Raw genomic sequence first — 14,362 nt, forward strand, 5'->3', positions numbered from 1 at the left:
TATTAGCAGTATATGTCGAATGAAGTTTAGAAGGTCTAATTAAAGCTATCAATAATAGAAGGAATTTTTTCAACAATCTTAACCCCTTTTTCAGTTACATATGTAACAAAATGGGATAGTCCTTTACCAACAACTGTAAAATAATTAAATGCCCCTAATCTTTCTAAATGATCTTCTCTAATTGCTAGTCCTTCTTTCGTGTAATCTTTTCCAAAAAGTACTGGACCAGCTTTCCCATCTTCTTTTGAGATTTTTACTACATCGTCTACATGATAGTAATCAGTCGAAGTAACTTTACTTATTCCGTCTTTCGCAACTTGCATACAAGTAATGATTGTTATCGAAAAAATAATGATTAGCGTAAAATACCGAACCATATATTTCATTTGTTTCTCCTCACTTACGAAATATTAATGAGTATATGAGCCAATATTGTCTTGATTAATTTTAGAATGCAGAGCTGCGTTCATACCGCCAGCAATAATATTTGCCATATCTTCAATAAATGTATCCACTTCTTTTGGTGTAACCATTAAGTTATGACCGAGTGGTGATAGTACCTCATGAATTAATTTTCGTTTTTCATTCTCTTCAAGTGTTCCTACAATCCCCATAAATGCCATTCGTTCCTTTTCATTAGGCATATCTTCATCGGTATACTTTTTCTTTTCTCCAAATGCCATTCCTGAAGGGATTAACGCTTTAGCAGGCTTGTCTCCCTCTTTTATTTCTCGTCCAAAATGTTTTAAAATGAAGTCAATTGTATCACTTGTAATAGCAACAGCATCAACAACAGTTGGAACGCCTATAGCAACTACTGGAATACCCAGTGTTTCTTTGCTTAATTCTTTACGTTTATTCCCTATTCCAGAACCCGGATGAATACCGTTATCTGTAATTTGTATTGTTGTATTAACGCGCTCAATGGACCTAGCTGCAAGTGCATCGATCGCAATGACAAAATCTGGTTTTACTTTATCAATGACACCTGAAATAATATCGCTCGTTTCAATACCAGTTATCCCCATTACACCAGGGGATAGAGCACAAACTGGACGATAACCATCTTGTACACTCTCAGGCTGTAATTCAAAAAGATGCTTCGTAACTACTAAATTTTCAACAACCATTGGACCAAGTGCATCAGGCGTCACATTCCAATTTCCTAATCCGACTACTAAACAAGTTTGGTCTTCCGTAATGCCTAAATTTTTTAGGAATGCAGAAAACTCGTTTGCAAAAACTTTTTCAACCTTTTCTTGAAGTTCAGTATCTTGTTCACGAATACCTTGAACTTGAAGTGTTAAATAATTCCCTGGCTTTTTACCAATTCTTTCAGATGCCGATTCTTTAATATGAACATGAGAAATACTTACACCATCTTCTTCACGTTCTTTAACGATTACGCCGGTAATTTCTTCCTTAGATTGTTCACGCTCCTCGAGCATCTCTTTTGCCTCTACTGCTAAATCTGTTCGAACACTATATTGACTTAAATCTAACTCACTCATTTATCTAGCCTCCACAATACTCATCAAAATTTAACAATTCTCTTCTTAACTAGTTTAGCTAGATGTTACCAATTCTAAACGAGTTGTTTATTTTTCTTTTGAAAAGGCGAAAATAGCTTTATGAATTCTATTGCCAAATGGGACTTGTTTTGATAAAATAAGTTTTGTTCTATTTGTATTCGAGGCAAATTTCTCGACTGCATTCGGGAGGTGAAAGGTATGCCAAATATTAAATCAGCTATTAAACGTGTAAAAACAGCTGAAGCTCATCGTGCTCACAACGCATCTCTAAAATCAGAAATGCGTACTGCAGTGAAAAATGTTGAAGCTTTAGTTACTAATAACGAAACTGAAAAAGCGCAAGAAGCTTTATTAACTGCTTCTAAAAAATTAGATAAAGCTGTTAACAGCAATCTAATCCACAAAAACGCTGCTTCACGTCAAAAGTCTCGTTTAGCTAAAAAAGTTAACGCTATGAACGCGTAATGAATTAAATGGTGTCTCATCTGAGACACCATTTTTTCGTGCAATAAAATTACAGCTAGACGTTTTTTAAAATTTTGTAATCGATAGTATGTTATACCTTATCGAATAAGTTTATTACATTCTTTAATCATAAACTCCATATAGTCAATTGCATCTTTTCTTCTTGTAAAAATAGATTTGTAATATGATTTTTTATTATCGGTTCGTAATCTCATTGATTCCTTAATAATCTTATGCCACCTTTTGGGTACCGCCTCTAAAACATATTCACCTGCTCCTACTTTCGATGTAATATCTTTTTCTTTAAATGTGTAATAAAGTCGAGAAACTCCCAAAATTCCCCATTCAATACTTCTTAAACTTACAAATAAACTTAAGTATTTAACTGTAGGGAACTTCTTACTGTTTTTTAACCAGCTAAGCCAATATGAATTAAGATTATCTCTCATATTAGTTTGTATTGTATCCCAGTTTACCGAAATATCTACATGATCAATATTTAGCCCTCTTACAGTTATTCCGTATTTTTTTAATTGAAAAGCATCTATGGAGTTGATTTTAAATTTATGTAATCCTTGAAACTTCCCATCATTGAAGCGAATACATAAATTTCCTTCTTCGTTTAAGGACTCGATATCTTCATTAAGAATATACCACCCATCCAAAATTGAATTAGGAAACTTCCTTTGTACATCTTTATGAATTTCTTTCAGTATAATTAAATCGTCATCTGATACTTTGCGCTTAACAACAGCAATAAAATCGATATCACTAAATCCATTCTTAAAAGCACCTAAAGTAATCGATCCATAAAGATAAAAAGAATGAATTAAATTGGGTAATTTTACATCTAAATAATGAAAGTATGTATCTAATACAACGTTTATTTCTTTAGGAATTTCCTTCATACACCCATCCCCCAAATACTACTTCTTGGTAAATATTAACAATTACTACATTATAACAAATTGTAAAAGTTGTAGACTGAATTTCGTATTCTTTTTATAACACAAAAATGGCAGTCCATTTAACGCTATCGGACTGCCGTTTGATTTGTTATTTAATTATAATACTCATTCAAGAACTGGATTTCTTACTATTTTTTATTTAATTGAAGAATCAACATTTCAAGGATCATTAACTTATCTCCTTGACCAGTCTTCATTTTGTAATCAACTTCAGCAATTAATCGTATTGCTTCTTTCAATTCACTTGTTTGAAAGTTATTCGCTTGCTTTTGTCCATAAAACACTCTTCCTGGTGATACACCTACTGAAGAGGCAATTTGATTATTTGAATATCCACTACTAGATAATTGTTTTATTCCGTACAATAATCTAAACTGACTAGCTAATAATGCAACTATTTTTATCGGTTCTTCACCTATAAATAATAATTCATGAAGGATTTTAAGTGCCTCAGTTGTCTGTCTTACTGCTGTTTTTTCTATAAGAGAAAAAACGTTTTGTTCAATGGTTTTTGCTACCATCATCTCTACTAGATCAGCATCCACTTCTCCTTCATTCCCGATAAACAATTGTAGCTTCTCACATTCAAGTTTTAGAATTGATAAATTATTTCCAACGAGTAATTTTAATTGATTAATTGCTTCTTTCGTTATCGTTACATTCCCAGCAAACTGCTCTTTAATCCAGCCGTCTAAATTACTCGTTTCAACAGGATGACATTCAACTAGCTCTACTTGTTTTTTTATCGCTTTTGTTACTTTTTTCCGCTCATCCAATTTTTCAAAAGGAGCAACAAAAACAACAGTAGTAAAAGGTGCAGGATTTTCAATATAATCAAATAGTGGTTCTATATCTTGTACAATTTTTTCTTTTTGAGCTGTTAAAAACAAACATGATTTTATGATGATGACTTTGTTTCCACCGAAAAAGGACGGTGTTTGAGCATCCTCAAGAGCTTCACTTAAATAAGACTCTTTTAAATCATATGTTTGATAGTTAAAATCATCAATTTCTCCTTGTAAAGCTGCTTTCACGATTAAGTTTTCTGCTTCTTGAAGTAAAAAATCTTCAGTACCTACCAATAAATACATTGGAGACACATTCTTTTTCAATTTTTTATGTAAATCATTAATCATGTTTTGCACCTCTACACTAATTTTCTTAGTATAGTATAACATGTCCTACATGAGAAGGAAGAGATTAGTAAATACTAATCTCTAATTTATATTAACGTTTTAAATAAAGACCCGGTTTCTTCATTTAAAACGGTATAACTAAACAAACATACTATGGATTTTTTAGTTATATTGATTTATACTAAAATTGAATTAGGAGGGGTTATTTGTGAATACTTTTGAAAAAAATGTTCAAAGCAAACGTAATGATTCAACAGATTCTGGCGTTGGCTTTGCTGTTTCATTTGGTTTCTTCGCTACTCTATTTATCATCGCAACAATTGTGGAGTATGTTACGCGATAATACATAGAATCAAATGACTGGACTGCCTCGGCAGTCTTTTTAATTTCCTTCTTGGTTTCTGTTATTTGTTTTACGATATGCTTTAAATGTATATATGGTACCTTGTCCACTTTTAAATTCATAAGTTATTGCCCCAAATTCATCAGTACGTAAGATTTTAACATTGTACTTTTTTAATCGATCAATTACTTCTTTTGTCGGATGACCATATCGATTTTTTTCTCCAACTGAAATAATGCCAATTTTAGGCATAACTGCTTTAATAAATTTTTCGGAAGTAGATGTTTTACTCCCATGATGCCCTATTTTCAAAACATCTGACTTTAAATCAGGATATTTAGAGATCAATCGATTTTCTCCATTTTCATCTAAATCACCAGAAAACATCCAACTCTTCCCGCCTATTGCTGCCTTTAAAACAATTGACCCTTGGTTTTCCTCACCTTCATAGTCTTTAATTGGCGAAATCACTTCAAAATAATCTGCACTGATTTTCCAACTCATACCTTCGCTTATTTTTTTAATCTCGACTCCTTTTTTTATGGCTATATTCATTCTTTCTTTTTCTGCTGAAGTAAATTTTGTCTTGTCACCTACGATTAATTGTTTTACATTAAATGACTGTAGTACCTCTTTTCCACCTCCAATATGATCAATATCACCATGTGTAAATATTAATTTATCTATTTTACTAATACCTTCTCCTTTTAATATCGGGATCAATAAATCATTGCCAGTTGAAAATGGTTTTTTACGCTTCATCCATGTTTCTTCTTTTCCAGTTAACTTTCCTCCAGTATCAATTACATAATTCCCTTTATTAAAAGGTAATTTTATAAGTATACAGTCACCCTGACCTACATCTATAAACATAATCTTGCCAACAGGATTAAGAAAGGGATATAACAAATGCCCGAAAATAAGAATAAAAAATCCAATCAGGCAATTCATCAATAATTTCTTCTCTTTCTGTGTTTCCATAAAGTATAAAATTAAAAATATTAGCACGATATATATAATCAGAATTCCTTTTGAAGGATGTATAAAAATCAACTTAATAAACGGTAATTGCATGCAAATACTTAATAATTTATCTGACATGTTAATAAAGAATGATAATAGTAATGTTAACATTTCGCTAATTTCTAAATTAATAAAACTTAAACCAAAACAAAAAATACATAGTGGCATTATAATAAAACTAATATAAGGAATGAAAAGTAAGTTAATTATTATACTGTATGGTGATAATTCGTGAAAATTAAAAAGTAATATAGGGATTGATACTAATTGGGTAATACTCGATGTAAATAGAGCCCTTGCATACCAAGATTTGTAATTTAAAATTTGTTCAGAAGTTAAAATTAATACAAAACTCGTTACAAAGGAAAATTGAAATCCAATATCATCAATATAATTTGGTTTTGCAAATAACATGATTATACAAGAAGTGAATAATAATGAAGTAATGTCAACTTTCATTTTTGCTAACTTGTAGAAGCAAACTAGAACACCAATAATAACTGCCCTGACAACTGATGCTGAAGCACCTGCTAGAAAGCCGTAGGACATAATACACAAAATTGTTATAAATAAGCTGCTTTCCTTTGTTACACCAAATCTAATTAATAAAAAATAGATGCCAAGACTTAATAAACTAATATGCGAACCACTAATCGCAAGTAAATGCACAATTCCAACTATTTGATATTGAGATTCTGTTATTGCATTCATTTTTGAACGTTCCCCAAATAGTAGAGCATTAATATAACCTTCTGTATTAGAATTAAAATTAACCTCTACATATTTAGTTAAGGCATGTCGACTATAATTTATTGATTGAATGATGGTTCGTTTTCCATTTTTACAATCCCCTAATTCATCTGGATTAGTAGTAATAATCCAGTGAATCCCTTGATTTAATAAATACTTCTTATAATTAAATAAGTATGGGTTCGAGCTTTCTAAAGGCAATTCAACCTCACCTTTCACTTCACATATTTCACCTATTTTTCTTTTTTGAAAAACTTTTAATTGTTCTTTTGTATTAGCAAAACTATTTAGTAAGATTTCTTGATTTTGGAGTTTATATGTAAACGAAACCTTATTACCATCTATTATTGGAGTAGAAGTGATTTCACCACGAACATTTGCTGAGGGCTTTGGTTTAGGGGAATTCATATTATTGTTTTGTAGGTAACATATACTAGACGTAATACTTAGCGAAATAATACAAATCAATAAAAGGAGCCATTTTTTCTTTCCAACTAAAAAAATCATTAAAATGAGTAATATTAATATAAAGAATAAATTAAAACTGTTAAAAAAGACAATTGTTAGTATTTGTACAAAAATAATATAAGCCAGATAAATACTCATATTAATTTAATTTAGCGAATGACAATATACTGAGTTATTTTTTCAAGGGATTTTTTTCCGATTCCATTTACAGATTCTAATTGTTCTACTGAAGTAAATGGTCCGTTTATATCAATATAATCTAAAATATTTTTAGCTTTTGCTGGACCAACACCTGGAATTTTTTCCAATTCTGACTGTGATGCATGGTTTATATCAATCGTATCATTTTGTTTAGTTTCTTCTTCCTTTTTAGTAATTAGAGTTTGATCGGTTTCTTCACCAACAAACGGTACATAAATGACCATCTCGTCAATTATTTTTTCAGCTAAATTAACTTTATTAACATCAGCTTTTTCTTTAAATCCTCCCGCCAATCTAATCACGTCAAAAACACGTTCTCCTTCGTTACATCGGATTACACCTGGTTTTTGTATTGCACCTTTTACATCAACCATAAATACTTTCGAATTCACTGGCTTACTAACTTCTTTTTTCTGCTCATCGTTCTTTTTTACTATTTCTTCTTCAAGTGATTGCTTTGCAAAAACTACTTCATTTTTACGCTCAGTTTGATAAAAATTCACGACTAAAATACCGACAATTACGAGGCAAATCCAAACTAATTTATTATGAATTAACTTTTTCATTATTAGTCCTCCATTTTAACTTATATCATTATTTTCGACCTTGCTTCATATAGTGTAGGAGAGAATGTATGCAAAGGAAGGGATGTACTCATGAACGTAGGAATCATAGGTACAGGAAATATGGGCACCATTTTGCTCAATGGATTTATAAAATCAAATGCCGTGAAGCCCTCCGAATTAACTGTTACAAACCGTTCAATGTATAAAGCTTATGAGCTAAAAAATATATATCCTGATTTAAATGTTGTTGAGACAGCCAAAGAAGTAATTACGGCTTCAGAAATTGTATTAGTGTGTGTAAAACCTTTAGAAATTCAACCACTATTATCATCTTTACAAAAACATTTCACTAAAAAGCATTGTGTTATCTCGATCACTAGTCCGATTAATGTTGAACAATTAGAGGCGATATTACCATGTCAAGTTGCACGAGTTATTCCAAGTATTACGAATCAAGCTTTGAGTGGTGTAACTTTAGTCAATTTCGGGAAGAGGTGTACGGCCAAAAGTAAGGAACAAATAATCGAACTTTTTTCAAACATATCTAAGCCAGTCATGATTACAGAAGACATCACAAGAGTTTCATCAGACATCGCAAGCTGTGGACCCGCATTTTTTAGTTACTTGCTGCAAAAATTTATCGATGCGGCTGTTTGTCAAACCTCAATATCAAAAGAGCAGGCAACGATTTTAGCAGAAGAAATGATTATTGGTTTTGGAAAACTAATTGAACAAAAACATTTTACGCTTGAAACACTTCAAGAAAAGGTATGTGTAAAAGGTGGAATAACTGGTGAAGGTATTAAAGTATTAGAAGCACGAGTAGGAGATTTATTCGAAGAAATTTTTGAAAAAACACATGATAAGTTTGATAAGGAAATTGAGCGAGTAAAGGAACAATTTTGATTAACTTAAAAATGATTATACCGCTTTACTCCATTTGTAACAAAAATATAAAATACAATTTTGTACGACTAATAAAGTAAAAAAACCCTTTAAGAAAAGGAATTTTCTTAAAAGGGTTTTTTATTTTTTCATTGCTATAAAAAAGATTCGTTCAGAAGTATCATCTACAGCTTCATCGAAATCTGCTATGATTTCTTTCACTTCAAATCCAGTTTGATTTAACAATGATGTATACGTATTTATTGGAAATGTTCTTTGATTGTGATACTCTTCGAAGCGTTCATATAAATCACGATTTTCTTCTTTCATAAAGAAAACTAAATCATGTTCAACGCTTAATGGATGTTCCCCTTGCGTACAAGACCAGACTAAGCTTAACTCTGCATCATCAATAAAGAATGTCTCTTCACCAAAGATTTCTTCAATTTTATAAGGAGAATGGACATCAAATAAAAATAAACCATTATCTTTTAAGCTTTCATTTACTCTAATAAAGGTTTGTTTTACTTGATCTTCTGTTTCTAAATAATTAAGTGAATCACAGAAAATCGTTACACAATCTAATTGATTAAACCCTTCTAATTCCACCATATTTTGTTGAAAAAAAGGGATATTAACTTTTTCTAGCTCTGCTTTTGCCATTGCGACACTTAACATTTCCTCAGATAAATCAACCCCGCTAATTGAATAATTCAATTTTGCCAATGAGATGGGTAATGTACCTGTTCCACAACCAATATCTAAAATTGAAGGCTGAAGCATTTCATATTTTTGAAATACATCTTCTAGAAATTGAACCCATCTTTCATATGGGACATCATTCATTAATTGATCATACAAATACGCGAAGCGATTGTATGTCATGAAAGAAGCTCTCCGTAAACATCAAGAGAAGGTGCATCTCCCCAAAGTTTTTCTAAGTTGTAATAATTTCTTTCGTCACGATGGAAAATATGAACAACAACGTCACCGATGTCTACTAAAACCCAACGAGCTTCGTCAAATCCTTCTAAGCGTTTAACATCTAGACCATTTTGTTGAGCTTGATCTTTCACTTCTCTTGCAATAGCCTGAACTTGCTTATCTGAATTACCGTGACAAATAATGAAATAATCTGCAATCGCAGAGATCCCTTTCATATCTAATACGACTAAATCCTCGGCTTTTTTATCGTCAGCAGCATTTACAGCTAGCATCATTAATTCTTTTTCATTCATTCTTTTATTCCCCCTGGCTTTTAACTTGCTTTAATATTGAGTTATATGTTTTAACCGTTAATGGGTAGACTGTTTGTTCTTTATCAATCAAAAATGTAATTGTATTTTTTAATGCAAATAATAAAGCTCGATCTAAATCTTGATCCGCTAATTCACGAGCTTCCTCTACACCTGGAAAACTACGGTTAGGTTCAATATAATCTGCTACATATATTACTTTATCTAATAAATTCATCTCTTTATGACCACTTGTATGATATGTGATTGCTTGTAAAATCTCTTGATCATCAATTCCATATTCATGTTCAGTAAGATATGCACCAACAGGAGCATGCCATAATTCTTTATTGTACTTTAAAAGCTTTAATGAAAGTTTATTTTCTTCCATAATTGATTTTAAGTCCTTAATCGGCATGCACTTTGCGACATCATGGAAAATTGCAGCTAGTTCTGCTTTTTTTACATCCGCACCGTACTTTTCGGCTAGTCTAACTGCAGTTTCCATCACACCAATAGTATGTGTAAAACGCCCGTTCGTTAGTTTTTCTTTTACAAGTGAAAGTGCTTTTTGTTTATCCATTAATCCGCTTCTCCTCTAATTAACGGTATTTTCCATATTAAGGTAGTACGATTGTTTTATTTTCTTCAGACTCTTTATATAAAACAATTGTATGTCCAATTACTTGTACTAGTTCAGCGTTTGCACCTTCAGCTAGCTGATCTGCTACATCATAACGATCATCATCACAATTTTGAAGTATACTTACTTTTAAAAGTTCTCTTACTTCAAGCGCTTCTGAAATTTGCTTAACCATATTTTCATTAACTCCACCTTTACCTACTTGAAAAATAGGGTTTAAGTGATGAGCTTTCGAACGTAAAAATCTTTTTTGTTTACCTGTTAACATTTTGTTCCTCCAAGTTTTCTTTCTAATAATGAGTATGCATCAATCGTATTTGGAAAAATTCCCGTCCACTCTTGAAATGCTAATGCTCCTTGATAAATAAACATCGGTAATCCGTTTTGTATAGTCGCATTTCTTTCTTCAGCTTCTTTTAAGAATACTGTTTTAAATGGGCTATAAATTAGGTCCGATACAATTGCATCTGGTGATAAATTCGTTAGTGCTAATGGCGTACTATTTTCATTTGGCTTCATTCCAACAGAAGTTGTTTGAATGATAAGAGAAAAGTGACCTAAATGTTCTTCAGCATCTGAAATAGACATAATATTAACTTCATTCATCAGCTTACCATCTAGTAGATCTTCTGCTTTTTCTAACGTACGGTTAGTGACTGTAATATGCTTAACACCTAAGTGCAGTAAACTATAAAGAATTGCTCTAGCAGCACCGCCTGCACCGATGATTAAAATCTTTTCATCTTCAATCGGATTTTTCAAAACATAAGATAAGCCTCTACAATAACCGATTCCATCAGTATTTTTACCATAAAGTTTTCCATTTTTATTGATGACAGTATTAACTGCCCCAATTGCTTTTGCTAATGGATCAATTTCATCTAAGTACTGCATAATTTCTACTTTTAGTGGTGCTGTAACATTAAATCCTTTAACAGTTGAACGAAATTCTGTCATAACTGATTTTAATTCTGTTATCCCAACTTCTTTTGCAGAATACTGACCCGAAATATGATTAGAGCCAAACCATTCATTATGCATAGTTGGTGACATTGAATGACCAATCGGTTGACCGATTACATAATATTGGTCTTTCATTTCTCTTTAGCCCCCAATTTATTCTTATATAATAGAATTACGAAGAGTAACAGCTACACCTTTTGGTACATAAGCAACAATTATAGCACCTGGTTCATTCACTGTAATCCAACCTAACCCTGAATAAACTATATCAGTTTTAGCATCCTTTATCATAAATTCATGCTTCACTAATTTTGGAAGCTCCTCTATTTGTTCACCATATGGTGGAACTAATAATTCCCCAGCTTGTCTTTCATATAAATCATCAGCATTTTCTTGTTTAGTACGATGAATTGATAATTCGTTAGAGAAGTGACAAGTAAAAGAACGTCTTCCACCTTCTAAATAATCAAAACGAGCTAATCCACCAAAGAATAATGTTTGTCCTTCATTTAATTGATAAACCATAGGCTTAATTTCTTTTTTCGGTGTAATTATCTTTAAACCTTTTTTATCAACGAAATGAGCCATTTGATGGTGATTAATTATACCTGGTGTATCAATTAGATCACTCTGATCATCAAGTGGTATTTGAATCATATCAAGCGTTGTACCCGGAAAATGCGATGTTGTAATGATATTACTATTTTCTTCACTATAACGTTTAATCATCGTATTGATAAATGTTGATTTTCCAACATTTGTACAACCTACTACGTATACATCCTTACCTTCACGGTACTTCTCAATACTTTCAGCTAATTCGTCGATACCAGTGCCTTTTACTGCACTAATTAAATGAACACCTACAGGTTTAAGTCCCCAACGTTTTGCCGTTCCGCTCATCCATTGCGTAAGCTTATTTTTCTTAACTGACTTCGGAATTAAATCTGCCTTATTACCAACTAATAATATTTTGTTGTTTCCAACGAATCGATTAATTCCATTTAACCAGCTGCCAGAAAAATCAAAAACATCAACTACTTTAATAACAAGACAATCCTTAGAACCTATCCCATTTAAGATACGAATAAAGTCCGAATCAGTCAACTCTACATCTTGAATCTCATTATAGTTTTTTAAACGGAAACAACGTTGGCAAATAATCTCTTCTTTTTCTAATGAAGATGGAGGTGCATATCCAAGCTTGTCCTTATCCTCTGTTTGAATTTCAACTCCACAACCAATACATCTTACTTCTGTATTACTCACTTTTTATCCTCCCATTGTAACAATCCTTGCTTCCTTAAGGATGAAAGAATTCTACGTTCTACCATTCGATTAAATCTTGTCCAAATTCCATCTGTACTTGCAACCGGAACAACTAAAATTGTATGAATGCCTTGACGATTACCACCAAATACGTCTGTAAGCAATTGATCTCCAATCATCACGACTTCATTTGGTTTTAAATTCATTTGTTTATATGCTTTTTTATATGATGTAGCGAGTGGCTTACGTGCACGATGAATGAAAGGAATTCCTAAAGGATCACAAAACTTTCCAACACGCTCCGCATTGTTATTCGATACAACTGTAATTTTAATACCTGCATCATCCATGCTTTTGAACCATTTCGTTAGCTCTGGAGTTGCTAATGGTCGGTCCCACTCTACTAACGTATTATCTAAATCAGTAATAATCCCTTTTATTCCTAAGCCTTTTAAATGCTCAGGCGTAATTGCATAAACATTATTAACAGTTTCACTCGGTAAAAATTTATTAAACATAATTACACCTCAATATATTCTTAAAATCGTTCGACAAATAACTACAATCATTCTAACTGTGGATAAATCTTATACACATTATCCTTAGTCCAAGAACCTACCTTTTCAGAATATATAAACAAATTACCCACAACTTATCCACTTATTTCTGTGGATAAACGAACGATTGTTCTATTTTTAAAAATTTGATACATTAAGTTTAAGAAGAAATTCAAAAAACTTTTCTCACTCGGAGGTGAATGCCCAACCGGGCAAAAAATATGTACAAATTAAATGATGAGTTGTTACTTGAGTCCTACAAAAAAGCTCTAGGTTTACAGCTTGATCCTGCCTTCATTTATTTAATTGAAAAAGAAATTAAACGAAGAGGTCTAGATTACTATATAAAAAAAACATCTTAAACATTTTTATTATTTTCAATATATGCAAATAATACAAGTGAAATAAAAATACAAGCACTCTTTACAATAACAGAAAAAGAACCATCTTTCTATACGATGGCTCCCATTTCGTGAAAAAAAGTGCATACTTAGTGTAATTTACCAAGATTTTGACCAACTCTGATTGCTTGGCCAGATTGAAGTTGCAAATTTGGTGAAAAACTATTAGCTTCAAAAAGTAAAACAACGGTAGAACCGAAAGAAAAATACCCTACTTCTTCACCTTTTTTCAAACGCTTTTCTTTTTTGGTTACTACGATTGTGTTAACAAACATAGCACCAACTTTAATCATCGCAACATGTTTATTGTTTTCAGAGCATAATACTTCTGAAATAACTCGATAATTTTTTGAAAGTGGATCTTTACCATACGTTAATCCTGCTTTATTCACGGGATAAGATTTAGCACCTAATTCGAATTGTGATACAATTTCGCCTTCGATCGGGCTATGTATACGATGATAATGGCTAGGACTTAAATACAATACCATATAATAACCCTCATCATATTTATCTGCCATTTCCTTTGAACCTAACATCTCAATAATGCTATATGTCTTTCCCTTAACGACAAATTTAATATCCATTTCAATTTTCCCACTAGACTCTAACACACCATCTACCGGACAAGCTAATTCACTTTCACCAGCATGAATCGGTCTCGCATTTTGCTTTAATTCTCTAGTAAACAAGGCATGTAAAGTAGGAAAAACAGTCTCTTTACTTTCATCCATATTTAAATTAAACGCTTTAATATAAGGATTAATAAAAACCCTACTAAATCTAGAAGTAGCAAGCCTACGTAAAAGACCCGAAGTAAAACGATTATTCGTTAACTCTATAAACAAACGATAAAAACTCTGTTTCATCAATGTACTCCTAACTAAAATTATATATATAAATTTATAACATATTATTCCAAAACTAACAAAACACTAAATGATCTTTCTGTCGTTG

At 31.8% G+C, this 14,362-nt stretch carries 18 protein-coding genes; 4 read left to right on the forward strand and 14 right to left on the reverse strand.

All coding sequences use genetic code 11. The features are described from left to right. Positions 1-35: 35 nt before the first annotated feature. Positions 36-386 (reverse strand): DUF3679 domain-containing protein, encoded by a 351-nt coding sequence (locus COE53_RS05045; RefSeq protein ID WP_069035097.1) that lies wholly within the window; start codon positions 384-386, stop codon positions 36-38. Between the two features lie 24 nt (positions 387-410). Further along, positions 411-1,511, reverse strand: a complete 1,101-nt coding sequence (gene gpr / locus COE53_RS05050; RefSeq protein ID WP_098947522.1) for a GPR endopeptidase — start codon at positions 1,509-1,511, stop codon at positions 411-413. Positions 1,512-1,730: 219 nt separating this feature from the next. Between gpr and rpsT the strand changes: the two genes are divergently transcribed. After that, the gene (gene rpsT, locus COE53_RS05055) at positions 1,731-1,997 is read left to right on the forward strand and encodes a 30S ribosomal protein S20 (RefSeq protein ID WP_069035099.1); all 267 of its coding nucleotides are present in this window, start codon (positions 1,731-1,733) and stop codon (positions 1,995-1,997) included. A 98-nt stretch (positions 1,998-2,095) separates the two neighbouring features. Here the strand turns inward: rpsT and COE53_RS05060 are convergent, their stop codons facing one another. Together COE53_RS05060 and holA are read right to left on the reverse strand one after the other, a co-directional pair. Then, positions 2,096-2,905 (reverse strand): aminoglycoside adenylyltransferase domain-containing protein, encoded by an 810-nt coding sequence (locus COE53_RS05060; RefSeq protein ID WP_098947523.1) that lies wholly within the window; start codon positions 2,903-2,905, stop codon positions 2,096-2,098. 188 nt (positions 2,906-3,093) lie between these two features. After that, positions 3,094-4,101, reverse strand: coding sequence for a DNA polymerase III subunit delta (holA, locus tag COE53_RS05065; protein WP_180242389.1), 1,008 nt, complete (start codon positions 4,099-4,101; stop codon positions 3,094-3,096). 208 nt (positions 4,102-4,309) lie between these two features. On the opposite strand from holA, the gene COE53_RS05070 reads away from it, so the two are divergent. Further along, complete coding sequence (locus COE53_RS05070) at positions 4,310-4,444, forward strand: YqzM family protein (protein ID WP_069035101.1); 135 nt, start codon at positions 4,310-4,312, stop codon at positions 4,442-4,444. Between the two features lie 39 nt (positions 4,445-4,483). On the opposite strand, the gene COE53_RS05075 is transcribed toward COE53_RS05070, so the two are convergent. Beyond that, complete coding sequence (locus COE53_RS05075) at positions 4,484-6,823, reverse strand: DNA internalization-related competence protein ComEC/Rec2 (RefSeq protein ID WP_069035102.1); 2,340 nt, start codon at positions 6,821-6,823, stop codon at positions 4,484-4,486. 11 nt (positions 6,824-6,834) lie between these two features. Continuing rightward, entirely contained in the window at positions 6,835-7,452 is a 618-nt protein-coding gene (locus tag COE53_RS05080; protein ID WP_098947525.1) for a helix-hairpin-helix domain-containing protein, read from the reverse strand. A gap of 90 nt (positions 7,453-7,542) precedes the next feature. Between COE53_RS05080 and comER the strand changes: the two genes are divergently transcribed. After that, positions 7,543-8,358, forward strand: coding sequence for a late competence protein ComER (gene comER, locus COE53_RS05085; RefSeq protein WP_069035104.1), 816 nt, complete (start codon positions 7,543-7,545; stop codon positions 8,356-8,358). 120 nt (positions 8,359-8,478) lie between these two features. On the opposite strand, the gene COE53_RS05090 is transcribed toward comER, so the two are convergent. From COE53_RS05090 to COE53_RS05120, 7 genes are read right to left on the reverse strand one after another with little or no spacing between them, the layout of a single operon-like run. Beyond that, positions 8,479-9,222: a class I SAM-dependent DNA methyltransferase gene (locus COE53_RS05090; RefSeq protein WP_069035105.1), complete on the reverse strand. Its 744-nt coding sequence runs from the start codon at positions 9,220-9,222 to the stop codon at positions 8,479-8,481. After that, positions 9,219-9,575, reverse strand: coding sequence for a ribosome silencing factor (gene rsfS, locus COE53_RS05095; protein ID WP_069035106.1), 357 nt, complete (start codon positions 9,573-9,575; stop codon positions 9,219-9,221). Before rsfS ends, COE53_RS05090 begins: the two co-directional genes overlap by 4 nt. Before the next feature lie 4 nt (positions 9,576-9,579). Continuing rightward, complete coding sequence (gene yqeK, locus COE53_RS05100) at positions 9,580-10,155, reverse strand: bis(5'-nucleosyl)-tetraphosphatase (symmetrical) YqeK (RefSeq protein WP_069035107.1); 576 nt, start codon at positions 10,153-10,155, stop codon at positions 9,580-9,582. Between the two features lie 37 nt (positions 10,156-10,192). After that, the gene (yhbY, locus tag COE53_RS05105) at positions 10,193-10,483 is read right to left on the reverse strand and encodes a ribosome assembly RNA-binding protein YhbY (protein WP_069035108.1); all 291 of its coding nucleotides are present in this window, start codon (positions 10,481-10,483) and stop codon (positions 10,193-10,195) included. Further along, entirely contained in the window at positions 10,477-11,313 is an 837-nt protein-coding gene (gene aroE, locus COE53_RS05110; protein ID WP_069035109.1) for a shikimate dehydrogenase, read from the reverse strand. Before aroE ends, yhbY begins: the two co-directional genes overlap by 7 nt. A 24-nt stretch (positions 11,314-11,337) precedes the next feature. Next, on the reverse strand, positions 11,338-12,447 hold the full coding sequence (gene yqeH / locus COE53_RS05115) for a ribosome biogenesis GTPase YqeH (protein ID WP_069035110.1): 1,110 nt from the start codon (positions 12,445-12,447) through the stop codon (positions 11,338-11,340). Beyond that, on the reverse strand, positions 12,444-12,965 hold the full coding sequence (locus COE53_RS05120) for a YqeG family HAD IIIA-type phosphatase (protein WP_069035111.1): 522 nt from the start codon (positions 12,963-12,965) through the stop codon (positions 12,444-12,446). Before COE53_RS05120 ends, yqeH begins: the two co-directional genes overlap by 4 nt. A gap of 260 nt (positions 12,966-13,225) precedes the next feature. Here COE53_RS05120 and sda point away from each other — a divergent pair, with 260 nt between their 5' ends. Then, positions 13,226-13,366 carry a sporulation histidine kinase inhibitor Sda gene (gene sda / locus COE53_RS05125; protein WP_069035227.1) on the forward strand — a complete coding sequence of 47 codons (141 nt, stop codon included), beginning with the start codon at positions 13,226-13,228 and terminating at the stop codon, positions 13,364-13,366. Between the two features lie 128 nt (positions 13,367-13,494). Here the strand turns inward: sda and COE53_RS05130 are convergent, their stop codons facing one another. Then, on the reverse strand, positions 13,495-14,274 hold the full coding sequence (locus COE53_RS05130) for a phosphatidylserine decarboxylase (RefSeq protein ID WP_069035112.1): 780 nt from the start codon (positions 14,272-14,274) through the stop codon (positions 13,495-13,497). Positions 14,275-14,362: the final 88 nt, after the last annotated feature.

The organism is Bacillus sp. AFS029533, from assembly GCF_002585125.1.
GTDB lineage: Bacteria > Bacillota > Bacilli > Bacillales > Bacillaceae_G > Gottfriedia > Gottfriedia luciferensis_B.